21 protein-coding genes and 1 pseudogene are annotated in these 23,031 nt (G+C 70.5%); 11 read left to right on the top strand and 11 right to left on the bottom strand.

Annotated features, from left to right (window positions below):
* Positions 1 to 20: 20 nt before the first annotated feature.
* Positions 21 to 851: an amidohydrolase family protein gene (locus ACQBAU_RS07505; protein ID WP_465255792.1), complete on the bottom strand. Its 831-nt coding sequence runs from the start codon at positions 849 to 851 to the stop codon at positions 21 to 23.
* Positions 848 to 1,573, bottom strand: coding sequence for an SDR family NAD(P)-dependent oxidoreductase (locus ACQBAU_RS07500; protein ID WP_465255791.1), 726 nt, complete (start codon positions 1,571 to 1,573; stop codon positions 848 to 850). Before ACQBAU_RS07500 ends, ACQBAU_RS07505 begins: the two co-directional genes overlap by 4 nt.
* 307 nt (positions 1,574 to 1,880) lie before the next feature.
* Between ACQBAU_RS07500 and ACQBAU_RS07495 the strand changes: the two genes are divergently transcribed.
* From ACQBAU_RS07495 to ACQBAU_RS07470, 6 genes are all read left to right on the top strand, one after another.
* Positions 1,881 to 2,783, top strand: coding sequence for a sugar phosphate isomerase/epimerase family protein (locus ACQBAU_RS07495; RefSeq protein WP_434550097.1), 903 nt, complete (start codon positions 1,881 to 1,883; stop codon positions 2,781 to 2,783).
* A gap of 8 nt (positions 2,784 to 2,791) precedes the next feature.
* Positions 2,792 to 4,024, top strand: a complete 1,233-nt coding sequence (locus ACQBAU_RS07490) for a M20 metallopeptidase family protein (RefSeq protein ID WP_465255790.1) — start codon at positions 2,792 to 2,794, stop codon at positions 4,022 to 4,024.
* Entirely contained in the window at positions 4,021 to 4,962 is a 942-nt protein-coding gene (locus ACQBAU_RS07485) for a thiamine pyrophosphate-dependent dehydrogenase E1 component subunit alpha (protein WP_465255789.1), read from the top strand. Before ACQBAU_RS07490 ends, ACQBAU_RS07485 begins: the two co-directional genes overlap by 4 nt.
* Positions 4,955 to 5,941, top strand: coding sequence for an alpha-ketoacid dehydrogenase subunit beta (locus tag ACQBAU_RS07480; RefSeq protein WP_434550100.1), 987 nt, complete (start codon positions 4,955 to 4,957; stop codon positions 5,939 to 5,941). Before ACQBAU_RS07485 ends, ACQBAU_RS07480 begins: the two co-directional genes overlap by 8 nt.
* 65 nt (positions 5,942 to 6,006) lie before the next feature.
* Entirely contained in the window at positions 6,007 to 7,308 is a 1,302-nt protein-coding gene (locus ACQBAU_RS07475) for a hypothetical protein (RefSeq protein WP_465255788.1), read from the top strand.
* Positions 7,309 to 7,342: 34 nt separating this feature from the next.
* Positions 7,343 to 8,326, top strand: a complete 984-nt coding sequence (locus ACQBAU_RS07470; RefSeq protein WP_434550102.1) for a Gfo/Idh/MocA family protein — start codon at positions 7,343 to 7,345, stop codon at positions 8,324 to 8,326.
* Between the two features lie 88 nt (positions 8,327 to 8,414).
* Here ACQBAU_RS07470 and ACQBAU_RS07465 read toward each other — a convergent pair whose 3' ends face one another.
* From ACQBAU_RS07465 to ACQBAU_RS07440, 6 genes are all read right to left on the bottom strand, one after another.
* Positions 8,415 to 9,374: a phosphotransferase gene (locus ACQBAU_RS07465; RefSeq protein ID WP_465255787.1), complete on the bottom strand. Its 960-nt coding sequence runs from the start codon at positions 9,372 to 9,374 to the stop codon at positions 8,415 to 8,417.
* A gap of 83 nt (positions 9,375 to 9,457) precedes the next feature.
* On the bottom strand, positions 9,458 to 10,387 hold the full coding sequence (locus ACQBAU_RS07460; RefSeq protein ID WP_465255786.1) for a Kelch repeat-containing protein: 930 nt from the start codon (positions 10,385 to 10,387) through the stop codon (positions 9,458 to 9,460).
* Positions 10,388 to 10,414: 27 nt separating this feature from the next.
* On the bottom strand, positions 10,415 to 11,665 hold the full coding sequence (gene ftsY / locus ACQBAU_RS07455) for a signal recognition particle-docking protein FtsY (protein ID WP_434550105.1): 1,251 nt from the start codon (positions 11,663 to 11,665) through the stop codon (positions 10,415 to 10,417).
* A 112-nt stretch (positions 11,666 to 11,777) separates the two neighbouring features.
* On the bottom strand, positions 11,778 to 12,122 hold the full coding sequence (locus tag ACQBAU_RS07450; RefSeq protein ID WP_434550106.1) for a hypothetical protein: 345 nt from the start codon (positions 12,120 to 12,122) through the stop codon (positions 11,778 to 11,780).
* 7 nt (positions 12,123 to 12,129) lie between these two features.
* Positions 12,130 to 15,714 carry a chromosome segregation protein SMC gene (gene smc / locus ACQBAU_RS07445; protein WP_465255785.1) on the bottom strand — a complete coding sequence of 1,195 codons (3,585 nt, stop codon included), beginning with the start codon at positions 15,712 to 15,714 and terminating at the stop codon, positions 12,130 to 12,132.
* Positions 15,714 to 16,409: a GtrA family protein gene (locus ACQBAU_RS07440; protein ID WP_434550108.1), complete on the bottom strand. Its 696-nt coding sequence runs from the start codon at positions 16,407 to 16,409 to the stop codon at positions 15,714 to 15,716. Before ACQBAU_RS07440 ends, smc begins: the two co-directional genes overlap by 1 nt.
* A 172-nt stretch (positions 16,410 to 16,581) precedes the next feature.
* Between ACQBAU_RS07440 and tpx the strand changes: the two genes are divergently transcribed.
* On the top strand, positions 16,582 to 17,076 hold the full coding sequence (gene tpx, locus ACQBAU_RS07435; protein ID WP_434550109.1) for a thiol peroxidase: 495 nt from the start codon (positions 16,582 to 16,584) through the stop codon (positions 17,074 to 17,076).
* A gap of 63 nt (positions 17,077 to 17,139) precedes the next feature.
* Here tpx and ACQBAU_RS07430 read toward each other — a convergent pair whose 3' ends face one another.
* A complete protein-coding gene (locus ACQBAU_RS07430; protein WP_434550110.1) occupies positions 17,140 to 18,141 on the bottom strand; it encodes a phytanoyl-CoA dioxygenase family protein in 1,002 nt (333 codons plus the stop codon).
* Positions 18,142 to 18,301: 160 nt separating this feature from the next.
* Positions 18,302 to 18,379 (bottom strand): hypothetical protein, encoded by a 78-nt coding sequence (locus ACQBAU_RS07425; RefSeq protein WP_465255948.1) that lies wholly within the window; start codon positions 18,377 to 18,379, stop codon positions 18,302 to 18,304.
* 504 nt (positions 18,380 to 18,883) lie between these two features.
* Here ACQBAU_RS07425 and arsB point away from each other — a divergent pair.
* The 4 genes and pseudogenes from arsB (at position 18,884) to ACQBAU_RS07405 (ending at position 21,840) form a co-directional block, all read left to right on the top strand.
* A complete protein-coding gene (gene arsB / locus ACQBAU_RS07420; protein WP_434550111.1) occupies positions 18,884 to 19,981 on the top strand; it encodes an ACR3 family arsenite efflux transporter in 1,098 nt (365 codons plus the stop codon).
* A complete protein-coding gene (locus tag ACQBAU_RS07415; RefSeq protein WP_434550112.1) occupies positions 19,978 to 20,988 on the top strand; it encodes a metalloregulator ArsR/SmtB family transcription factor in 1,011 nt (336 codons plus the stop codon). Before arsB ends, ACQBAU_RS07415 begins: the two co-directional genes overlap by 4 nt.
* 15 nt (positions 20,989 to 21,003) lie before the next feature.
* Positions 21,004 to 21,399, top strand: a pseudogene (locus tag ACQBAU_RS07410) (arsenate reductase ArsC); the annotation flags it as partial.
* A 69-nt stretch (positions 21,400 to 21,468) separates the two neighbouring features.
* Entirely contained in the window at positions 21,469 to 21,840 is a 372-nt protein-coding gene (locus ACQBAU_RS07405) for an arsenate-mycothiol transferase ArsC (protein WP_465259501.1), read from the top strand.
* Positions 21,841 to 21,843: 3 nt separating this feature from the next.
* Here the strand turns inward: ACQBAU_RS07405 and ACQBAU_RS07400 are convergent, their stop codons facing one another.
* On the bottom strand, positions 21,844 to 23,022 hold the full coding sequence (locus ACQBAU_RS07400; RefSeq protein WP_434550113.1) for an MFS transporter: 1,179 nt from the start codon (positions 23,020 to 23,022) through the stop codon (positions 21,844 to 21,846).
* Positions 23,023 to 23,031: the final 9 nt, after the last annotated feature.

Raw genomic sequence — 23,031 nt, 5'->3', positions numbered from 1 at the left:
TCAGCTCGGGTCGCCCCAGCCTACCCGTGCGGCAGCACCCGGGCGAGGTTCTCGCCCTCCACCAGCCGCAGTTCTGCCTCGTCGAACACCCCGTACGAGGCGAGGTCGACCTGGGAGGCGAAGGTCTGTCGGTTCAACATCGGCACGTAGTCACTGCCCCAGACGAGACGTTCGGCGCCCAGTTGCTCGCGCAGGTGCTGCAGGTACGGCTTCGCCGACGGGAACGGTGCCTGCTCGTCCGGCCCGGCGGTCGCGTACTCCCCCGACGACTTCACCAGCAGCCGCGGTACGGCCCGCGCCGCGGCCACCACCGGGGCGAGTCGCTCCTCGACGCTGCTCCCGGGGCCCCGGGCCGGCAGCCCCAGATGACTGAGCAGCACCGTCGTGTGTTGCAGCGAAGCCAGCCGGGGCGTCAACGCGGCGAGCTCGCCCGGATCGATGTTGAGGCTGAGCACCGAGCCGCCGTCGAGGTCGTCCCAGACCTGGTCAGGCAGCTCCGCCCAAGCGGCCCCCGCCCCGGGCTGCTGCACGTACGCACTCCACCCGGCCGCACCGGCGTCCCGCAGTTCGCGGGCATGCGTCGGGTTCGCGGTCACCGCGGCCAGGTCGACGAAGGCGAGCGGGACGATCCAGTCGTGGTTGGCCGCCAGCCGGGTGATGTAGGCGTTGTTTCCGACGTGGGCCGGGTTCCCCTCGAAGCCGACCACCACAGCACGACCGATCCCGTGCTCGGCCCGGAGGCCTTCGTACGTGGCCAGCTCCTGGCCGGCCTCGGTGTCGCTGCGGAAGCCGTGCTCGAACAGGTGGATGTGGCTGTCGTGGCGGGTACCGCCGCCGGCCACCTCGGTCATCGGGTGAACACCGACCCGCGGAGGTGGGACAGCAACGGCGAGGCCATCATCGCCAGCGCCCGGCCGACGTCGGCGGGCTGGACCGCCTTGTCCATGAAGCCCTGGGTGACCGACGGGTCGGCCCCGTGCTGCTCACCGACGGCCAACGACCTGCGGACCAACGGGGTGTCGACCGCGCTCGGCATGAAGTTCATCACCGACACGTTGTGCTTCTTCAGGTGCTCGTTCAAGGTGATCACCAGACCGTTCACCCCGCCCTTGCTGGAGCCGTACGGGATCGAGCTGCTGGGGCCGGTGACACCGGCGGGCGAGCCGACGATGACCATCCGTCCGGCCTCGGCGGGCACCATCACCCGTGCACAGGCGCGCGCGACCAGGAAGCTCCCGATCAGGTTGACGTCGACGACCTTGCGGAACGACTCCTCGCTCAGCTCGCGCAGGTCGGTGCGCGCCTCCAGGGTGATGCCGGCGACGTGCAGCAGGACGTCGAGCCCGCCGAGGGTGTCGGCGGCCTTCGCCACGGCGGCCTCGACACCGTCGGCGTCGGTGACGTCACAGTCGAGGGCGACGGCGCCACCGAGCTCGGCACACGGGCCGGCGTCACGGTCGAGCAGCGCCACGGCAGCCCCGTGGGCGATCAGGAACTCGGCGGTGGCGCGGCCGATGCCGCTCGCTGCACCGGTCACCAGCACCTTGCGTCCCTGCAATCCCAAGTCGTCCATCAGGCCATTACGGACGCAATACCTCAAGTCTGTCAAGGCGGCCGCCCCGATCACTCACATGGTGAACGGGTGCCCAGCCCCACCGCTCGCCCTTGCCCACACACCTCGGCAGCACGACGATCGCGCCACTGCTCCCCCGCCCTTGACCACCACCTCGGCCACGAACTCGCCCAAGACCTCGGCCGGACGATCCCTCGGGTAGGTCCTAGGTACGTAGTGGCCAGATACTGGACATCTTCAATAGGGCCGATTAGAGTCAATCGAACGACTTTTCTGCATCGCCATCTCCTGCGGAGGAACCACATCCATGGGCATGTTCTTGGGGCTCGCCAACGGCGACATCCCGCGTGATCCGACGGGTTTCAGTGCTGACCTCGTCAACGGCTGGGCGGAGCGCGGCATCCGCTGCCTCGCCTTCGGCTTCCCCTCGATCCCGCAGTCGGCGACCGCCGAGGCGGCCAAGGAGTTGAGGCCGCTGCTGGACGATCACGGCATCCACGTGTCGCAGTACGTCGGGGTCAACGCCAACCTCGCCTCGATCGATCCGGCCGCCCGCGCCGAAGGGCTGGAGCGGATCCGGGCCGCGATCCCGGCCGCGCAGGCCCTCGACACCACGATGATCCAGTCCGGCGCCGGCACCAACTCCCCCACCGCCACGAGTCACTACTCGCCGCACCCGGACAACTACTCCGACCGCGCGAGGGAGGGGCTGATCGAGGCGCTGTCGACGATCGCCCCGGAGATCGCCGACGCCGGGCTGCTCTACTCCCTCGAGTGCCACCTACTGACCACGATGCGCAGCGTGGAGGTGATCCGTGAGGTCCTCGACGCCGTGGACTCCGACGTGATCGTCGCCAACTTCGACCCGGTGAACATGCTCGACTCGCCGACCGCGGTGTACGACAACGCCGCCCGGATGGCGCACATGGTGGACGTGATGGTGCCGACCGACGGTCCGTCCCGCTACGGCCCCACCAGCCACATCAAGGACGTGGTGCTGCACGACAAGCTGGTGTCCCACATCGACGAGGTCGCGCCGGGCAAGGGTGTGCTCGACCTCGACGCGTTCTTCGCGGCGGCCACCAAGCTGCCGACCGGGCGGCGCAACGGCACCGCCCTCATCGTCGAACACCTCGGTCCCGACGCCTCGTACGAGGGCATCGACCTGGTCCGGGAGGCCGCCATCGCCCGAGGGGTGGAACTGCTGTGAGCCAGACCATGACGCGCGAGGACCGTCGGACCTTCGACCCGGCGGCCCTGATCGAACTCCGGCGCCACCTCCATGCGAACCCGGAGTTGCGGTTCACCGAACGGGAGACCCAGGCCCACCTGCAGCAGCTGCTCGGCGGCCTCGAGGGGCTGGCGATCGAGCCGATCGCCGAGACCGGACTGCTGGTGCACCTGCCCGACCGCGGCCCCGGCCCGTCGGTGCTGCTGCGCGCCGACATGGACGCCTACCCCGTCACCGAGACCAGCGGGGTGCCGTTCAGCTCCCGCCGCGACGGCGTCGCCCACATGTGTGGCCACGACATCCACATGACCATCCTGGTCGGCGTGATCGACGCACTGCTCAGCGCGCCGCCGTCGGCCGGTCGGGTCACCGCCCTGTTCCAGCCGGCCGAGGAGATCCCGTACGGCCAGGCCTCCGGCGCGGCCACCGTGGTCGCCACGGGCCGCCTCGACGACCACTACGACGCGGTGCTCGGACTGCACGTGTGGCCCGACCTGCCCGGCGGCACGGTCGGCGTCAACAGCCCCATCTCGATGGCGGCCAAGGACGCCTTCCAGATCGAGGTCCGCGGCGTCGGTGCGCACGTCGCCTCGGCCTACCGGGGCCGCGACGCGATCCTGGCCGCCAGCTCGTTGGTCACCTCGCTGCACGCCTCGATGAACCGGCGTCGGGCCGCTCCCGACATGCTCGGCTTCAACATCGGCACGATCCACGGTGGCGCCTCGCAGAGCCTGGTGGCCCCGTCGGTCGAGATGACCGGCACCATCCGGACCCACGACGACCGGGTCAGCCGGCAGATGCGCGCGCTCGTCGAGGACATCGCCGCCGGTACGGCCCGGTCGTACGACGTCGAGGTCGAGGTGACCTGGGACGGCGACATCCCGGCCGTGGTGAACCATCCGGCGCTGATCCGGGCCGCGCTCGGCCTCGCCGAGGACGGGCTGACCGTCACCGAGCTGCCCAGGTCGCCGATGACCGCGGACGACTTCGCCTGGCTGACCCGGCTCGGCCCCGGCCTCTACCTCAAGCTCGGCACCGCCACGGCGACCGACCCCGAGCCGGCGCCACTGCACTCGCCGGACTTCCTGGCCGACGAGGGCGCCATCGAGGTCGGCGTCACCGCCCTGACCACCCTGACCCGCCGGGTACTGGCCGGCGAGGTTTCCGGCCTGACCTGCGAGTCCACCACCCCTGACAATCCGATGAAGGGAACCGTGTGAGCAACACCGACGTGGCGGAGTACTACCGCCGGATGCGCCTGATCCGGCGCGTCGAGGAACGCATGATGGAACTGAAGACCGCCGGCGAGGTGCCGGGGTCGATCCACCTGTGCAACGGGCAGGAGGCGATCCCGGTCGGCTTCTGCTCGCACCTGGGTGGCAACGACTGGGTGACCGCCACGTACCGCGGGCACGGCTGGGCGCTGGCGAAGGGGACCGACGTCACCGGCCTGTTCGCCGAGGTGATGGGCAAGGACTCCGCGGTCAACGGTGGCCGGTCCGCCTCGCCGTTCCTGTCCGACCCGGGTGTCGGCTTCCTGGGCGAGAACTCGATCGTCGGTGCCGGCGTACCGATCGCGTTGGGCGCCTCGCTCACTGCGCAGCGCAAGCGCACCGGCGGGGTCAGCGTGGTCTCGATCGGTGACGGCGCCCTCAACCAGGGCAACGTCCACGAGGCGCTCAACATGGCTGCGGTGATGACGTCCCCGCTGGTGATCGTGGTGGAGAACAACGTCTACTCCGAGATGTCCCCGATCGTCGACATGGTCAAGATCGACGAACTGTCCGAGCGGGGCGCCGCGTACGGCATTCCCGCCGAGACCATCGACGGCAACGACATCGACGCCGTCGTCGAGGCGGCCGGGCGGGCCATCGGCCGCGCCCGCAACGGTGAGGGCCCCACGATCGTGGAGTGCAAGACGGCCCGCTTGGTCGGGCACTACTCCGGTGACGTGCAGCACTACCGGCCCAAGGGTGAGGTCGCCGAGGCGCGCAAGGTCGAACCGCTGGTACGGGTCCGGGAGGCCCACGGCGATCGGACGGCCGACTTCGACCGCATCGACACCGAGGTGGACGAGCAGGTGGAGGCCGCGATCGAGGCGGCCCGCAACACCCCCACTCCCGACCCGGCAACCGTGAAGGACCACATCCATGTCTGAGACCAAGACGCTGAGCTACATCCAAGGTGTCCAGCACGCGATGCGGTGGGCCCTGGAGTCCCGTGACGACACCATCTACTTCGGTGAGGACGTGGCGATCCCGGGCGGGCCGTTCGGTTCGACCAAGGGGCTGTACAACGACTTCGGCGCCGAGCGCATCTTCGACACCCCGATCTCGGAGACCGGGTTCCTCGGGATGGCGCTGGGCGCGTCGATGACCGGGCTGCGGCCGATCGCCGAGATCATGTACGCCGACTTCTTCTTCGTCGCGTTCGACCAGGTCGTCAACCAGATCGCCAACATGCACTACGCCAGCAACGGTCGGCTGACCGCACCGTTGACGATCCGGACCCAGGGCGGCTACTCCCCCGGCGCCTGTGCGCAGCACTCGCACTCGGTCGAGGCCTACCTGGCCCACACCCCGGGGCTGCGGGTGGCCGTACCCTCGAGTGCCGATGACGCGTACCAGATGAACCGGACCGCGATCCTGTCCGACGACCCGGTCATCGTGCACGAGGTGCGGATGCTCTACCCGACCAAGGGTGAGGTCCGGCTTGGGATCGACCCGGAGCCGATGGGTGGTGCCAAGGTGGTCCGCGAGGGCACCGACTGCACGGTGGTCGCGTGGTCGCGGATGGTGCACGACGCGGTGGCCGCGGCCGAGGAGCTCGAGGCCGAGGGCATCTCGGTGGAGGTCGTCGACCTGCGGTGGCTGGCCCCCCTCGACTTCGACACCGTGGCGGCGTCGCTGGGCCGAACGGGTCGGCTGGTCGTCGCCCACGAGGCGAACCTGACCGGCGGCTTCGGCGCCGAGATCGCGGCCAGGGCGGCGAGCGACTGCTTCGGTGACCTGAAGGCGCCGATTCGGCGGGTGGCCCTGCCCGACCTGCCGATGCCGGCCGCACCCGCCCTGCAGGAGGCCGTCGTGCCGAGTGCCAAGCACGTCGTGGAGGCGGTCCGTAACACGGTTTCGCACTGAATCACCCCAACCCTCCTGAATCACCGCCGTTTGGCGATAGAGTTCCCCGTTACGAAGGAGGGGTGATGATTGGACTGATCGGCCCGCGGGACTCGGTGCGCGCGATCCAGGACGTGGCGACTCGGACCGATTTCGCCGGGGAGCTGGTGCCGCGGCCGTACGAGGACGCGGCGCAGACGAGTGCGCTGGCCCGGGAGTTGTCGCACTTCTGTCAGGTGATCCTGTGCACCGGCCGGGCGCCGTACGCACTGATCGCCGACGACCCCGACGTCAGCAGCGAGGTGCAGTACATCTCGCACTCGGGCGCCGACCTGTACCACAGCATCGCGAAGGCGTTGATCGAGAACGGGGGCACGGTGCCCAAGGTGTCGGTCGACACCATGGAGGCGGCGGACACGATCTTCGCGTTCACCGAGTTGGGGTTGCCCGAGCCGGAACTGGTGGAACTGTCGGCCGACGGGTCCGGGCTGGACGCGTTGGCCGCCCAGCACCGCGCACTGCTGGCCGACGGCACGGTGCAGGCGGTGATGACCTGTGTCAGCCAGGTGTACGCCGACCTGGCGGCCGATGACGTACGGGTCTGGCGGATCAGCCACACCCGTCCCACGCTCGCCGAGGCGCTCAGCCGGGCCCATCTGGCCGACCAGCTGGTGCGGTCGCGGTCGCTGGAGCTGGGTGTGGTGCTGTTCGAGATCGACGAGGCCGAGTTGCGCAAGCTGTCATCCTTCGAGCGCGAGAACACCCGGCTGACGGTGCACCAGCACCTGCTGAAGTTGGCGCACAAGCATTCGGGGCGGCTCAACAACCTGGACGAGCGGTCGTTCCTGATGACGGTGACGCGTGGCGTGATCGAGGAGGCCATCCAGCGGGCGAAGGACAACCAGCGCTCGTTGCTGACCGAGTTCGGTGGTGAGGTACGGATCCACATCGGGGCCGGCACCGGGACCTCGTACAGCTTCGCCGAGGCGAACGCCAGGCAGGCGTTGGAGTTCACCAAGCAGCAGTCGACACCGCACGTGGTGTTCCCGGGCGGCCAGGTGGTCGCGGCCACCGCCCAGGACGACCCGGGATTCCAACTGCAGAACACCTCCGGGCCGGTGCTCGACCTGGCCTCCCGGCTCGGGATCGGCCCGCTGTCGGCCCGCCGGCTGATGAACGCACTCGGCCGCCTCGGCCACGAACCGATCACCGCCCAGCAGTTGGCGCATGCGTACGGGGTGCAGGCCCGCTCGGCCCGGCGACTGCTGGCCTCGCTGTGCGAGGCCGGGTTGGCCGCCGAGGTCGGGCTGCGGGCCCACCCCGGCGCCGGACGGCCGCAGACCGTCTACGAGGTGGACCTGTCGCAGATCATGGTCGAGACCGATTGATGACGGGGCCTTCGTGACACAAGGCTCGGGGACGGTGGCGCGCGGTCCCGTGACGTCGGCGACGCTGCGGGTCGGCGTGCTCGGTGCCGGGACGTGGGCGCCGATGCACCTCGCCGCGTTGGCCACACTGCCCGATGTCGAGGTCGTCGGGATCGCCGATCGCGACGTCGATCGCGCGGCTGCCGTCGCCGGATCGTACGGCATCGGCACCTACGTCGACGATGCCGTGGGGCTGCTTGACCGACTCCGGCCGGATGCCGTGGTGATCGTGACGCCCTCACCCACCCACCAGCCGTTCGCGCAGGCCTGCGCCGAGCGCGGGATCGCTGCCCTGGTGGAGAAGCCGGTGTGTCGGGTCGGTGAGGAGCAGGCGTTGCTGGCGGCGGCCGAGCAGGTGATCATGATGCCCGGCCATGTGCTCCGGTTCTGTGAGCCGTACGTCCGGGTCGCCGACCTCGCGGCGCAGGAGTGGGGCCCGGTGCTCGGGCTGAGCGCACAGCGGCACCGGGAGCGGGGTCACGTCACCAGCTATCCCGAGACCCACATCGTCGACCTGACCATGGTCCACGACATCGACCTTTCGCTGTGGCTGTTGGGAAGTGGCGCCGACTCGGGGACCGGTGGCCGGGTCGTGGAGGTGTCGGCGACGACGGCGTTGCCGACCGCCGCGGCCCCGTCGTTGACCCCGGGAGCGCCGCCGGCGTTGGCCCAGGCGGAGTTGCGCACCGCCGACGGACGGGTGGCCCTGTTGCGCTCGTCGTTCCTGTTGCCCGAAGGGGCCGAGGGACGTGACCTGCTCGTCGCCACCGGGCGTGGTGGCACAGAGACCGTCGCCTCGACCGATGTCGACCTGGCCGCCGGCACCGCCGCGGAGTGGCGACACTTCCTCGACGCCGTCCGCAGCGGCCGTCCGCCGACCCGGGTGACGATCGCCGATGCGGTGGCAGGACTCCAGGTCGCCGCCGCGATCAAGGCGTCCGCCGCCCGCGACGGGGAGCCCGTCTCCGTACCGGGCTGAGAGAAGGGCCCCTCGACGAGCTCGGGGGGACCGGCAAGACGCCCGTCGAGCTTGTCGAGACGCCCCTCGACAACGGCGCCTCGCGAGATCAGCGGGAGTGCGCCTCGATGAAGGGCAGGATCCCCTCCGAGGCGGCCGCTGACCACCGGTGCCGGTGCGGCATCGCCGGGAGGACCTGCTCCCGGTGTGCCCGGACGTGCAGGAAGGCCCCCAAGGCGGCGATCAGCGTCACGACCAACGCGGGGTCGATCTCGGGCCGATGGGTGGCGAACAGGTCGACCACGTCGATGGCCCCACCTGCTTCGACCGAAACACCGGACGCCACCACGTCGGCCAGCAGCAGGGCCAGGTCGGCCCACGGTGCGGCCAGTCCGGGGTGGGCCCAGTCGACGAACGACACCTCGGCAGATGTTCGACCGATCAGGATGTTGTCCGCGCGAAGATCGATGTGGCTCAACACCGCGGCCTCACCGCCGTCGATCACCTCGCACAGCGCCTCCTCCCGGTCGACCCATGCCGCCGCACGGGACTGCCACGGATCGGTCGGATCCGCCGCGATCTCCCGCCACCCGGTGAAGAACGCCGAGAGCTCGGCCGAGGTGTCCCACGGGGTGGCCGCCAGCATCGGCTGCAGCTCGGCCCACGCGGTGATCACCCACGACAGGTCCGAGACCTGCCACGGATGTCGCGGCGGCGACCCGGGGTGCGCCTCCAGCAGGTTGACCCGCCAGGTGCCTGCCGGCACCGGGACCTCGGCCGAGTCCACCAGCCGCGGGATCGTCGGATGCCTCGGCAACCGCCGGGCCTGGTCGGCTTCCTTCGTGTACATCCGGGCACCCACGGGGTTGTCGACGGCGTCGATCGCCTTCACGAACACGGCACGCTCAGCGCCGGGAACCACGGCGGCCACCCCCGTGGCCATCCCACCACGGCAGTCACGCGGCTCATCGACGAGCGGTCCGCTCCGGGCGAGGACCCAGTCCTGCACCTCAGCGGGTGCCTCGTGCCAGCGCGTACGCGCGCCGTGGAGGTAGGTGTCGGGCTGCATCGTGCCACTCCAACCCATGCCGGGCCCGTCCGGCAACCCGGTTTCGGCCGTCGCCCCTACCGCTTCGCTGTCCCGGAGCCGGGTCAGTCGGCCGCACCGCCCAGTCGCCACACCTCGCCGGACAGGACGTCCGCGTACCCGCCGAGCACCCAGAGCGCTCCGTCGTGGGACAGCAGCGAGTGTTCGTGACGGGGTGACCAGACCGATTCGGTGACCAGTTCGGTCCACGTGTCACCGTCGGGGCTCGACCACACGTCGCCGTGGTTCCCGCTCTGCTGCGAGTGACCACCCGTCACCCAGATCCGGTCGTCATGGACGGCGACGCCGGCCCACATCCGCGGCGTCCACCCGGCATCGGCGTGACGCTGCCAGTGGACGCCGTCGGCCGTGCTCCACACGTCGTTGTGGGCCGATCGAGGTTGCACCGTACCGCCGCCCAGCAGCCACAGCCGACCGGCGAACGACACGGCTTGGGCGTGGGCCCGGGCCGGCCATGGTGCGTCCGCGCACACCAGCTCCCAGGACTCCCCGTCGGCCGAGGCCCAGACGTCGTTGCGCAGGTTCGCCTCGCTGTCGTCGTAGAAGTTCTCGGTCCCGCCGAGCACCCACACGCGGTCGTCGAAGACGGCATGCGCGGCACCGACCCGAGGGGACCATCCCGCCGCCGGAGTGATCAACTCCCAGTCCCGACCATCGGCGGAGGCCCACACCTGGTTGGTGTTCGCGGCACCGGGCAGCCTGCGACCACCCATCATCCAGAGTCGTTTGTCGAACGTCACCGACACCGGCAGGTCGCTGTACTCCCACGGCGCCTGTTCAGTGATCAACTCCCAGTCACGTCCGTCGGTCGACGACCAGACGTCCCTGCCGTTGGGCTCGTCAGCAGCGTGCCAGCCACCCAGCACCCACAACCGCCCGTCATGGACGACGTCACCGTGGGAGTCGCGGGGCCGCCACGGGGCGGTCGTGATCAACTCCCAGTCGAGTGACGTCGATCGGGCATCATCAGTCATGATCAGGGTCCCCGGACGGTCGATGTGCTACTCGGTGAGCAGAGCGTCGACGAAGTCCTCGGGATCGAACGGGGCGAGGTCGTCGGCGCCCTCCCCCAGCCCGACGAACTTGACCGGCACGCCGAGCTCGCGCTGCACCTGCACCACGATGCCGCCCTTGGCCGAGCCGTCGAGCTTGGTGAGCACGATGCCGGTGACGTCGACCACCTCGGCGAAGATGCGGGCCTGGGTCAGACCGTTCTGCCCGGTCGTGGCATCGATCACCAGCAGCACCTCACCGACCGGCGCCTGCTTGGTCATCACCCGCTTCACCTTGCCGAGCTCGTCCATCAGGCCCGTCTTGGTGTGGAGCCGGCCGGCGGTGTCGATCAGCACCACGTCGGCCTCACCTTCGATCCCGGCCTTCACGGCCTCGAATGCCACGCTCGCCGGATCGGCACCCTCGTCACTGCGGACCGTCGGAACCCCGACCCGTTCACCCCAGGTGGCCAACTGCTCGGCGGCTGCGGCGCGGAAGGTGTCGGCCGCACCGAGCACCACGTCCTTGTCCTGTGACACCAACAACCGCGCCAGCTTGCCGACGGTCGTGGTCTTGCCGGTGCCGTTGACGCCGACGACCATGATCACCGCCGGGTGTTCGGGACCACGCTCGACCGCCAGGCTCCGGTCCAGGTCCGGGTTGACCAGCTTCAACAGTTCGGCGCGCAGCGTGGCGCGGGCCTCCGCGTCGTCGGCGACACCCTCCACCCGCAACTTGGTGCGCAGCGCCTCGACCAGCTCGGTGGTCGGGCCGACCCCGAGGTCGGCGGTGAGCAGCGTGTCCTCGAAGTCCTCCCAGGTGTCCTCGTCGATCTTGTCGGCCGACAGCAGCTTCAACAGCCCGCGACTGAGCGCGTTCTTCTGCCCGGCCAGCTTGCGGCGCAGCCGGACCAACCGCGACTCCGTCGACTCCGGCGCCTCCACCGACGGCTCGGCCGGCTCGACGACCTCCGGCTCGACGACCTCCGGCTCAATGACCTCCGGCTCGACCTCGGTCGGGGGCACCCCGGGGGTCGGTGGCGCGACGGTGGTGTCACGTTCCTGCTCGTCGGTGACCGGCGGCGCGGTCGTCGTCGCGGCTCCCTGTTCGGCCTCCGGCTCCGCGGGCGCCTTCTCGAGTTCGGCCGTACGCCGGTTGGTGAGCTGGCGTCGGTAGGCGAGCCCGCCGATGCCGAGGGCGATCAGCGCGACCGCGCCGAGGATGATCAGCAGCAACAAGGTGAGATCCACGGACCTCATCCTAGGCCAGCTCCCGGTGCTCGCCGGCAGTCACCGGCATGGGGGCGTCCCGACGAGCTCGACCGGCGTCCCGACATGATCCAGCAGCGTCTTGACGAGCTCGACGGTCGGGTCAGCGCTGCAGCAGGTTCTCGAACTTCTTCGGCGGCTCGGCGTCGCCGTTCAGGTGCTTGGCGTAACGGGCGAGCCGGTCGGCCAGCTCCGGATGACGTCCCTTGCCGAGGCCCTCGATCCCCAACGTGACCATGAGTACGACCGCAAGACAGAGACCCAGGATCACCAGCATCGCAATCATGATTGTCCACATGACGAAGGCGCCTTTCACAAGCTCCGAACCGGGGAAGGAGCGGCAGGATCCTCGCACGTGGAGCGAATCCCCGACCGACATGACCAAGTGTTCCAGTGGTCCACCGGTCACCCAAATGTCAAACCGCCGCCCGACTGCGATCTTGATCACACTGTGATCAGGCGGACTCCGCGTCGGCCAGTCGTTGGCTGATCACCGTCGACACCCCGTCGCCTCGCATCGTCACCCCGTACAGCGAATCGGCGACCTCCATCGTCCGCTTCTGGTGGGTGATCACCAACAACTGTGAGTTCTCGCGCAGTTCCTCGTACAGCTCCAGCAGCCGACCCAGGTTGGTGTCGTCCAGGGCGGCCTCGACCTCGTCGAGGATGTAGAACGGGCTGGGCCGGGCGATGAACAACGCCACCAGGAACGCCACGGCGACCAGCGACCGCTCACCACCGGACAGCAGTGACAACCGCTTCACCTTCTTGCCGGGCGGCCGTGCCTCGACATCGACACCGGTGGTCAGCCACTCCCCCGGCTCGGTGAGCACCAGCCGGCCCTCACCGCCCGGGAAGAGTCGCGAGAACACCCGTTCGAACGCGACCTCGACGTCGGCATATGCCTCCGCGAACACCTGCTGGACGCGTTCGTCGACGTCGGCGATGATCCCCATCAGGTCGGCCCGGGTCCGGCGCAGGTCCTCCAACTGTTCGGCGAGGAACGCGTGCCGTTCGGTCATCGCGTCGAACTCCTCGAGCGCCAGCGGGTTCACCCGCCCCAGTTCCTTCAGGCCCCGTTCGGCCCGACGCAACCGCTTGGCCTGCTCATCACGGACGTACGGCACCGGCTCCACCGGGTCGTCGTCCTCGCTGAGCGGGGTCCCGTCCTCGCGCACCAGCACCGGCACCGGCTGCTCGGGACCGTACTCGGCGACCAGCACCCCCGGTTCCAGGCCGAGCTCGGCCAGCACCTTCTCCGCCAGGGTGTCGACCCGCATCTGCTGTTGGGCGCGCGCCAACTCGTCCCGGTGTGCCGAGTCGACCAGGCCCTGCAACTCCTCGGCCAACCCGCGCGAGGCGTTGCGGGCCCCCGCCAGCGCGGCCTCGTACTCGGCCCGGTTGGTCTCGGCCGCGGTCCGCTCCTGGGCCGCCTGGGCCAACGACCGGTCGATCCGGGCGAGCAACTGCCCCGCACCCGCGCCGACCGCGCGCGCGGTCTCCGCCTCGGCCCGCATCCGTTCCGCCCGCGCCCGCGCCTTCGCCCGGGCCCGGCGCTCGTTCTCGGCGGCCCGCCGCAGCGAATCCGCTCGTCCCGACAGCGCCCGGGCCCGCTCCTCGACGGTCCGCAACGCGAGCCGGGCGTCCATCTCGGCGCTGCGGGCGTTGCGGGCGACCTCGGCGAGCCGGTCACGCTCGTCGGCGTCCGGTTCGGTGTCGTCGGTGGACTCGTTCGCGAGCCGCCAACGCTCCTCCAGTTCGGCCAGCCCGGCAACATCACGTTCGTGGGCCTGCTCGGCGTCGGTGATCTGCTTGGCCAGTCGGTCGACCTCACCCGTGGCGCCGGTCGCCAGTGAGTTCAGGTGGCCGAGCTCCTCGGCGATCGCGGCGAGTTGGGCGTCCGACTCGTGCAGCCGGGCCAGTGCCACCTCGACCCGATGCTTGGCGGCCTGGTGCCGTTCGGTCGCCTTTCCCTTGGCGAACTGCAGTCGGTCGACGGTGTGGCCGGCCTCGGCGAGCCGTGACTCGGCGTCCTCGACCGCCGCCTGCACCTCGATCAGGCTCTGCTTGGCGGTCGACCCGCCGGCGGCGTACCAGGAGCTCAGGACGTCGCCCTCGGGGGTGACCGCGGTGACGTCGGCGTACGACCCCACCAACTCGCGGGCGGCTGCGAGGTCAGGCACCAACGCCACCTTCCGCAGCATCCGGTCCACCGCCGACCGGAGATCGGGCTCGCAGCTGACCACCTCGGCCGCATACCGGGCACCCGCCGGCAGGGCCGGCCAACTGTCCCGGTCGTGATCGGCACCGGCGGAACCGCCGTCACGCGACAACAGCAGCCCGGCCCGGCCCAGGTCCTCGGACTTGAGGAAGTCGAAGGCGCGTACCGCCGAGTCGACCCCGGTCACCGCGACCGCATCGGCGGCCGCGCCGAGGGCGGCCGAGACGGCTGCCTCATGGCCCGCCTCGACCTGCAGCATCGAGGCGACCTGCCCGAGCAATCCGCTCACCCGGTCATCGGCGGCGAGCAGAGCCGCCGAGGCGTCCTTGCGGTCGAGTCCGAGCTGCAGTGCCTCCAGCCGCGCGGCGAGTGCACTGCGCTCCGCCTTCGCCTTCTGCTCCTGGTCGGCCAGGTCGTCGAGTTCGGCGGTGGCGGTGTCCAGTTCGGCGGTGGCCTCCTCGTGCTCGGTGTCGAGGCTCTCCTCACCCGAGTCGAGTCCTGCGACCTTGGTCTCGAGGGCGGCGAAGTCGCGCTGCGCCTTGGCCGCGCGTTCCCCCGCGAGGGTCCGCGCCTCGGTGAGCCGGCCGATCTCCTCGGCCGCGGCCACCGATCGGGCCCGCAGACTGTTCACCTGGCCGGTCAGTCGCGCCAGCCCTTCCCGCCGGTCGGCGGCCGCCCGGATCAGCCCGGCCAGCCGCTGCTCCTCGGCCAGGTGTGCGGCCTCGGCATCGGTGCGGGTCTGGCTGGTGGTGTTGAGCCGATCATCGGCAGCGGCCACGTCGGCGGCCAGTTCCGCCTCCTGGGCGGCGACCTTGGCGGCCTCGGCGTCCAGTTCGTCGGGGTCGCGGCCGGGCCGTTCCTCGGTGCTGGCCTCGGCGGCGTGCCGGACCCGCTCACCCGCGATCGACACGGTGGTGGCAACCCGCTCCCGCAGCCCGGCGAGGGCGTACCAGGTCTCCTGAGCACTGCTCAACCGCGGCGTGGCCGCCGCCAGCTCGGCCTCGGCCTCGGTCTCGACCCGGCGGGATCGCTCCAGGCCCGACTCGACCTCACGGCGTCGCTGCGTGAGCGCCTCCTCGTCGGCCCGATCCGCCGCCAGTGCGGCGGTCGCCTGCACGTAGTCGTCGGCGAACAGTCGGGCCTTGGCGTCACGGACGTCGGCCTGGATGGTGGCGGCCTTGCGGGCCACCGCCGCCTGTCGGCCGAGCGGCTTCAGCTGTCGCCGGATCTCGCCGATCAGGTCCTCGAGCCGGTTCAGATTGGTCTGGGTGGCCTCCAGCTTGCGAAGCGCCTTCTCCTTGCGCTTGCGGTGCTTCAGCACCCCGGCGGCCTCCTCGATGAAGCCGCGGCGGCCTTCGGGGGTGGCCTGCAGGATCCCGTCGAGCTGACCCTGGCCGACGATGACGTGCATCTCGCGGCCGATGCCGGAGTCGCTGAGCAGGTCCTGCACGTCCAGCAGCCGGGCGGTGTTGCCGTTGATGGCGTACTCGGAGCCGCCGTTGCGGAACATCGTCCGCGAGATCGTCACCTCGGTGTACTCGATGGGCAGCGCCCCGTCGGTGTTGTCGATGGTGAGCACGACCTCCGCCCGACCCAGGGGGGCCCGGCCGGACGTGCCGGCGAAGATGACGTCCTCCATCTTGCCACCGCGCAGGCTCTTGGCTCCCTGCTCGCCCATCACCCAGGCCAGTGCGTCGACCACGTTGGACTTGCCGGACCCGTTGGGGCCCACCACACAGGTGATCCCGGGTTCGAAGTCGAGGGTGGTGGCCGAGGCGAACGACTTGAAGCCACGCAGGGTGAGGCTCTTCAGGTACATCAGCTCTTGCCCTCCTTGGCCGACACCTCCGGGTGACGGCCGTTGGTCCCCGTCTCGGTCCCGGCTGTCTCGGACCTGCGTGTCTCGGTCCCGGCTGTCTCGGTTCGGCCTGTCTCGGTCCGGTCCGTCTCGGCCTCGTCCTCCGCGTCGGCCTCGTCGAACGTGGCCTTCACCCCACGTACGGACCGGAACGTCCACACCTTGTTGACCAGGAACGAGACCGGGATGGTGAAGAAGACCGCGATCAACTGCGCCCAGTAGTAGCGGGTCCGCAGCCCGGTGGAGTCGTCGAGCAGGTCGGTGGGCAGGGCGACCGGCGACGTCGGGTTCATCAGGGAGGTGATGATGAGCTGTCCGATTGCCATGGCGACCAGCCCCACAGCAAGGAACGGGCCGTACTCCGACAGCCACGGCGCATGCTTGGAGCTCTTGAACGTCCACATCCGGTTGAGCTGGAAGTTCCACAGGTTCGCAACCAGGAACGAGATCAGAAAGTAGGCGTGGTACCAGCGGATGCTGAACTCGGTGCCGGGGATCGGGACCACCACGGCGTCGTGGAACGGTCCCACCTTGTTGCAGATGACGGCCACGAGCATGTTCACGAGCACGCCTGATCCGCCCACCAGCCCGAACCGGATCAGCAACAACCAGTTGTGGCGGTGGCGGACGAAGAGAAAGTCACTGATCCGCTTCATTATTGCGGCAGCCTACAACCGAATCGGCCCTCGGCCGACCCGACGGCGCGCGGGTACGGGCCGAAGAACCCACCCGGAGTGTGGGCGGCGTCCGGACCGGAGTGTCGGCGGCGTCAGGGCCGGAGCGTGGGCGCGGCAGCGGGGCTCCGGGCGGCCGACTAAGGTTCGGGACATGGCATCCACAGCGTTCAAGGGCAACCCCGTCAACACCGTCGGCGACCTCCCCGCCGTCGGCCAGCAGGCTCCCGACTTCACCTTGGTCGGCGACGGCCTCAGCGACCTCAGCTCGAGCGACCTGACCGGTCGCGTCGTGCTCAACATCTTCCCCAGCATCGACACCGGTGTCTGCGCGGCCAGCGTGCGCAAGTTCAACGAACTCGCCGCGAGCCTGTCCGGCACCACCGTCGTCAACGTCAGCCACGACCTGCCGTTCGCCCAGGCCCGCTTCTGCGGTGCCGAGGGCATCGAGAACGCGAAGGTCGGGTCGGCCTTCCGTTCCAGCTTCGGTGAGGACTTCGGCGTCACGATGGCCGACGGTCCGATGGCCGGCCTGCTGGCGCGGACCGTCGTCGTGCTCGACGAGTCCGGGAAGGTCACCCACGTCGAGTTGGTTCCCGAGGTCACCACCGAGCCTGACTACGACGCCGCGGTGGCCGCGCTGAGCTGAGGCTCTGGCCGTACGAACTGAGGCTCTGGCCGTACGGGATCAGGTCCGGGCCGTACGGATCGATCAGGCGCAGACGATCGCGTCGGGATCCCACCGGTTGTACGTGGCCGGCGCGTGGGCCGCGACCGCGGCTCGCGCGTCGAGCCACGACTGAACCCACGCCGCCGGATCGCGCAACTCGGCACCCGGATCGACCGCACTGCGGGCCACGAAACCGGGGAACGCGTCGCGTCCCGAGGGCTGCCCGATCGGCTGGTAGCGCAGGTCGAAGCTCCACCGCAGGTGATCACTGGTGTTGCGGTGCGCGGCGTGCGGTGTCCGCCGGTGCATGAACAACACGTCCCCGGCGGCCATCGGCAGCGAGACCGTGTCGCCGTGCAGGTGGCTGCCCGGGATCGCCAGGCCGCCGATGCCGCCACGCCGCACGCCCATCGGCGAGCCGGCCGGGCAGTGCGGCAGCACCCCGGCCGAGTGCTGCCGCGGCTTGACCATCAGGCAGCCGTTGGCCGGGTCGGTGTCCCCCAGCGGCAACCACACCGTGATCATGTCGGTCGCGTCCGCGTCGGCGGTGATCACGCCGTTGTCCTGGTGCCACGGGGTGGCGACGTTCTTCGGACGTCCGGTCTCCGGATCGGGCGGCATCAGCTGCTCGGGCACCTTGAGCCGCACGTGCTGCACGGGGTTGGAGTAGATCTCCGGGCCGATCAGTGACTCGATCACGTCCAGGATCGCCCGGTTGCGGATCAGCTGGAACACCGCCGGCCCGGTCCAGAACGGGGTGTCGGCCCGGGTGCTCGCCTGCGGCAGCGAGAAGTCGAAGTGCTGGGTGAAGTCGCGGCCCGTCTCGGCGAACACCGCGACCACCCGGTCGGCGAAGTCGAGGTCGGCGTACGTCGTGCTCAGCTCGCCGTCGGCGACCAGCTGGGTGGCCAACCGGTCGAGCACCCCGGCGTACTCGTCGAGGATCGACGCGAGGTCGGCCGCCGGGTCGAGCAGCCCCCGTCGCAGCAGGAAGCCCTCGTGGTGGAACTGTTCGGTCTCGGCCGCGGTCAGGGAACCGGTCATGGTCGGCACATCCTCCTCAGGATCGTGGTCCCACCATAGCCGGGCTGTCGGGCGTTCCAGCAGCCATCACCGGTCCACATGAAGGTCATGGCAGTGATAGCCGAACGGTATGACAGCAGCGGCAGGCAAGCTCTTACCTGCAGAACGGGCTATCCAAGCCTCAGGCAGAACGGCGTGGTCGGCGTTGGCAGCTGGGGCAGCGGAACGACGACCGGTTGGTGAACTCCTCACGGACCAGCGGCCGACCGCAACGCAGGCACGGCTCCCCCGCCCGGCCGTACGCGGCAAGCCCGCGTTCGAAGTAGCCCGACTCGGCACGATTGATACATCTATGTACAGCGAGTCGAATCGCCAGTCGACTCGCGATTGAACACGCACTCGACTCGCACTCCCAGTCCAGCAGGGCAGGACGCGTTGAAGTTCATGATACTGAGGTGAGCCGCCGGGTGGTCCGGGTGCATCAACGGAGGCATTCGGCCGCGGCGGCGACGTGAGCTGCTCCGGCCCGGCGCTCCTCCAGATCTTCAACACCTGCCGGCCACCCACATGACGCCCTCCTTGGACGCCCATCCCTCTAGATAATGTTCTGGACCTTGGCTCGCGCATGGTCGCGGGGGCCTCGTCGCGTCCCGAGGAGGTGATGTCTACACGACTTGGCCGGACAGCCGTCTTCAGATGAACGTTCGACGAACGATCGCCTGCCCGACTTGCGCTCTGCATCGACAGACCTCAATATAGAACCATGTCGAATCAAGCAGCGATCGCCGCACCCCCTGTGACCCGACGACTGTCGGCCCTGGATAGGTGGCTGCCCGCGTGGATCGGCCTCGCCATGGTCGCGGGCCTCCTGCTCGGCCGAGTTGTCCCTGGTGTCTCGGACCTGCTCTCCCGGCTCGAGGTCGGAGGGGTCTCGGTGCCGATCGCGCTCGGGCTGCTGGTGATGATGTACCCGGTGCTGGCGAAGGTCCGCTACGACAGGGTCGCCGCCGTGACCGGGGACAAGCGGCTGCTGGTCTCCTCCCTGGTGCTCAACTGGCTCGTCGGCCCGGCCGTGATGTTTGCCCTCGCGTGGATCTTCCTCGCCGATCTGCCCGAGTACCGCACGGGGCTGATCATCGTCGGCCTGGCGCGGTGCATCGCCATGGTGGTGATCTGGAACGATCTGGCCTGCGGCGACCGGGAGGCCACCGCGGTGCTGGTGGCGATCAATTCGGTGTTCCAGGTCGTCGCGTTCTCGCTCCTGGGCTGGTTCTACCTCGCGGTGCTGCCGGGCTGGCTCGGCCTGGACTCGCAGGGGCTGGAGGTGTCGGTGGGCCAGATCGCGCTCAACGTCCTCGTCTTCCTCGGCGTGCCGCTTCTCGTCGGCTTCGCCTCCCGGTGGATCGGCGAGAAGCGACGCGGGCGTGGGTGGTACGAGGAGAGGTTCCTCCCGAAGGTCGGTCCGTGGGCGCTCTACGGCCTGCTATTCACGATCGTGCTGCTCTTCGCCCTGCAGGGCGAGGCGATCACGTCGAACCCGATCGACGTCGCGCGGATCGCGCTGCCGCTGCTCGTCTACTTCGCCGTCATGTGGCTGGCCGCGATGCTGCTCGGACGGGGCATCGGCCTTGGCTACGCGCGGTCGACGACGCTGGCGTTCACCGCGGCGGGCAACAACTTCGAGCTCGCGATCGCCGTCGCCATCGGGACCTTCGGGGCAGCCTCCGGCCAGGCGCTGGCCGGCGTCGTGGGCCCGCTCATCGAGGTCCCGGTCCTCGTGGGCCTCGTCTACGTCTCCCTCTGGGCCGCGAAGGCGTGGTTCCGCACCGATCCGTACGCCGCCGAATCGAGGACATCATGACCGGCGCTGCCACCATCCCCGACGCCGAGGCATGCTCGCCGTCGACGACCCACGCCATCGGCGCGGAGGCCGCGACGACCGTGGCCGGGGCGCTGAAGGCGCTGGCCGATCCGCTGCGGCTGCGGATGCTCTCCGCGATCGCGACCGACCCGCGCGGCGAGTCCTGCGTGTGCGACCTCGCGGAGCTCGCCGACGTCTCCCAGCCGACGGTCTCGCACCACCTGAAGGTGCTCAAGGAGACCGGGATGCTCGCCTCCGAGCGGCGCGGCACCTGGGTCTGGTACCGCATCGCGCCGCAGCGGCGGGGCGCGGTGACCGCGCTGCTCGACGCGTTCGCGCCCGCGGCCGCGCAGACGTCGTCAGCCGAGGACGAGGCTGGGTCGCGTGCCGCAGCGCTGGCCGCGATGGACGCCCGGGTCGACCGGCTGGCCGAGGAGCTCGCCGACGCGACCGCGGGAGTCAGCCGCGACCTGGTGGTCCAGGTGGTGCGCGAGTCCTACGCCGGGCTCGTGCGCTCGGCCAAGCTCACCGGGCACCTGATCCCGCTGACCGAGCGCTTCGCCCGGCAGCGGCTGGCCGACCTCGTGCGCGACCGGGGCACGGCAGCGCCGCAGGTGCTGTTCGTGTGCGTCGCGAACGCGGGGCGCTCCCAGCTCGCCGCGGCCCTGGTCAACCGGCTCTCCGGCGGCGCGGTCGTCGCCCGCTCGGCCGGGTCGACGCCCGCGGCCGACGTGCACCCGCACGTGCGCTCGCTGCTCGCCGAGATCGAGGGCGACAACGCGGCGGAGGCCGCGTTCCCGAAGCCGCTGACCGACGACGCCGTCCGCGCCGCCGACGTCGTCGTGACGATGGGCTGCGGCGACGTCTGCCCGGTCGTCCCGGGCGTGCGCTACGAGGACTGGGCCGTCGGCGACCCGGCGCTGGCCTCGCCCGAGGGCGCTGCCGCGATCCGCGACGACATCGAGGCCCGCGTCCGCGGTCTCCTCGACCGCCTCACCGCCGACTGAACGAAGGAACACCCCATGAACGAGAAGAAGCTGTCCGTCCTGTTCGTCTGCGTCCACAACGCCGGCCGCTCCCAGATGGCCGCGGGCTTCCTGCGCCACCGCGCCGGCGACCGCGTCGAGGTGCGGTCGGCAGGGTCGATCCCCGCCGAGCAGATCAACCCGGTCGCCGTCGAGGCCATGGCCGAGGTCGGCATCGACATCGCCGCCGAGCAGCCGAAGGTCCTCACCTCCGAGGCCGTGCAGGACTCCGACGTCGTCATCACCATGGGCTGCGGCGACACGTGCCCGTTCTTCCCCGGCAAGCGGTACGAGGACTGGAAGCTCGATGACCCCGCCGGGCAGGGCATCGAGGCCGTCCGGCCGATCCGCGACGAGATCAGGGCCCGAATCGAGCAGCTGGTCGGCGAGCTGCTGGGCCCGGTGGACGAGCACGTGCCGTCGGTGCTGTTCGTCTGCGTCAAGAACGCCGGCAAATCCCAGATGGCCGCCGCCCTCATGCGGCAGATCGCTGGCGGCTCCGTCCAGGTCCATTCCGCGGGCACGGCACCCGGGACGGCGCTCAACGTCCTGTCCGCCGCGTCGGTCGCGGAGGTCGGGGCGAGCATGGACGGTGAACGCCCGAAGCCGATCGACCCCGAGCTGCTGCGCGCGGTCGATCGCGTCGTCGTCATCGGCGACGAGGCCGTCGTCGAGCCCGTCCCGGGGATGGTCGGCACCATCGAGACGTGGACGCTCGACGAGCCCTCGGCGCGAGGGATCGAGGGCGATGAGCGGATGCGCCTGGTCCGCGAGGAGCTCGCCGAGAGGGTGCGCCGTCTGGCCGCCGACCTCGCCGTGCCGTCCGCGGTCTGAGGGTCACGCCGTCCGGGACGCCGCCGCGGCCTCGGCCGGGCGCTGGGCCCTCGTGCGCGTGCTGGCGATCATGAGCACGGTCCCGACGGCGGCCAGCGCTGTCAGGACGGCGAACGTCCTCGCATAGCTCCCGGTCAGATCGGCGAGCACGGCCCCGGCGAACGGAGCGAAGGCAGCGGCCAGCAGGACCGGGAGGCCGAGGACGCCGGAGAGGCGGCCGTAGGCGCGCGGCCCCCAGCGGTCGGTGACCGCGGTCGCCTGCAGCAGCGTCGCGATCCCGCGCCCGACTCCCGCGAGCATCGACGCCGCGACCAGCAGGCGGACCGGGCCCGGCACCACGGCCAGGGCGAGCGTACTCGCGGTCACCAGGACGAACACGACGGCGGTGCGCGCGGTCAAGGAGGCCCGGTGCGCCAGGCCGGTGTAGACGAGGCGGCCGGCGACCTGCCCCACGCCCCCGAGCCCCAGCACCCAGGCGGCCGTCCCGGTGCCGAGGCCGCGCTCGAGCATGAGCGGGACCAGGGCCAGCAGACAGGCGTACATCGCCAGCGACATCACCGTCAGACCGCCCGTGAGCAGCCAGAACCGCGCGCTGCGCAGCACCTCGGCGGAGTGCACCCGGTCGGCGACGGGCTCCTCGGCGCGCTCCCGCGCGGGCCAGGGGCGGCGCGGGAGGAGCCAGTGCGCGGGCACCGTGACGACGGCGAGGGCGGCGGCCGCCCACAGGTACGTCGCCCTCCAGCCCAGGTGCTCGCCGACCGTCGCCGTCAGCGGCGCGAACACGGTGCAAGCGAGGCCCGCAACGAGCGTCAGAGTGGCCAGCGCCCCCAGGCGGCGAGCCGAGAACCAGCCGGTGACCGCGGCGAACGCCGGCGGGTAGAGCACCCCAGCCATCGCCGCTCCGGCGATCACCCACCCGATCACGAAGATTGGTAGGACCGGGGCCGTGCCGATCACGACGAGGGCCACGACGCCGAGGACCGAGCCCGCCGTCATGATCCGCCGCGGCCCGTGCCGGTCGATGACCCGGCCGACCGGCACCCCGGCCAGCGCCGAGACGACCAGGACCGCCGAGAATGCCGAGGTGACGGCCACCGTGGACCAGCCGGTGTCGGCGCTGATCAGCGGGGCGAGCACCGGGAAGGCGTAGTAGAGCAGCCCCCAGGAGACGATCTCGGTCACGCACAGCGC

This window comes from Carbonicoccus niuqiaonis (assembly GCF_050157065.1).
Classification (GTDB): Bacteria; Actinomycetota; Actinomycetes; order Propionibacteriales; family Propionibacteriaceae; genus Avipropionibacterium.
This window is presented reverse-complemented; position numbering and strand designations above follow the sequence as displayed.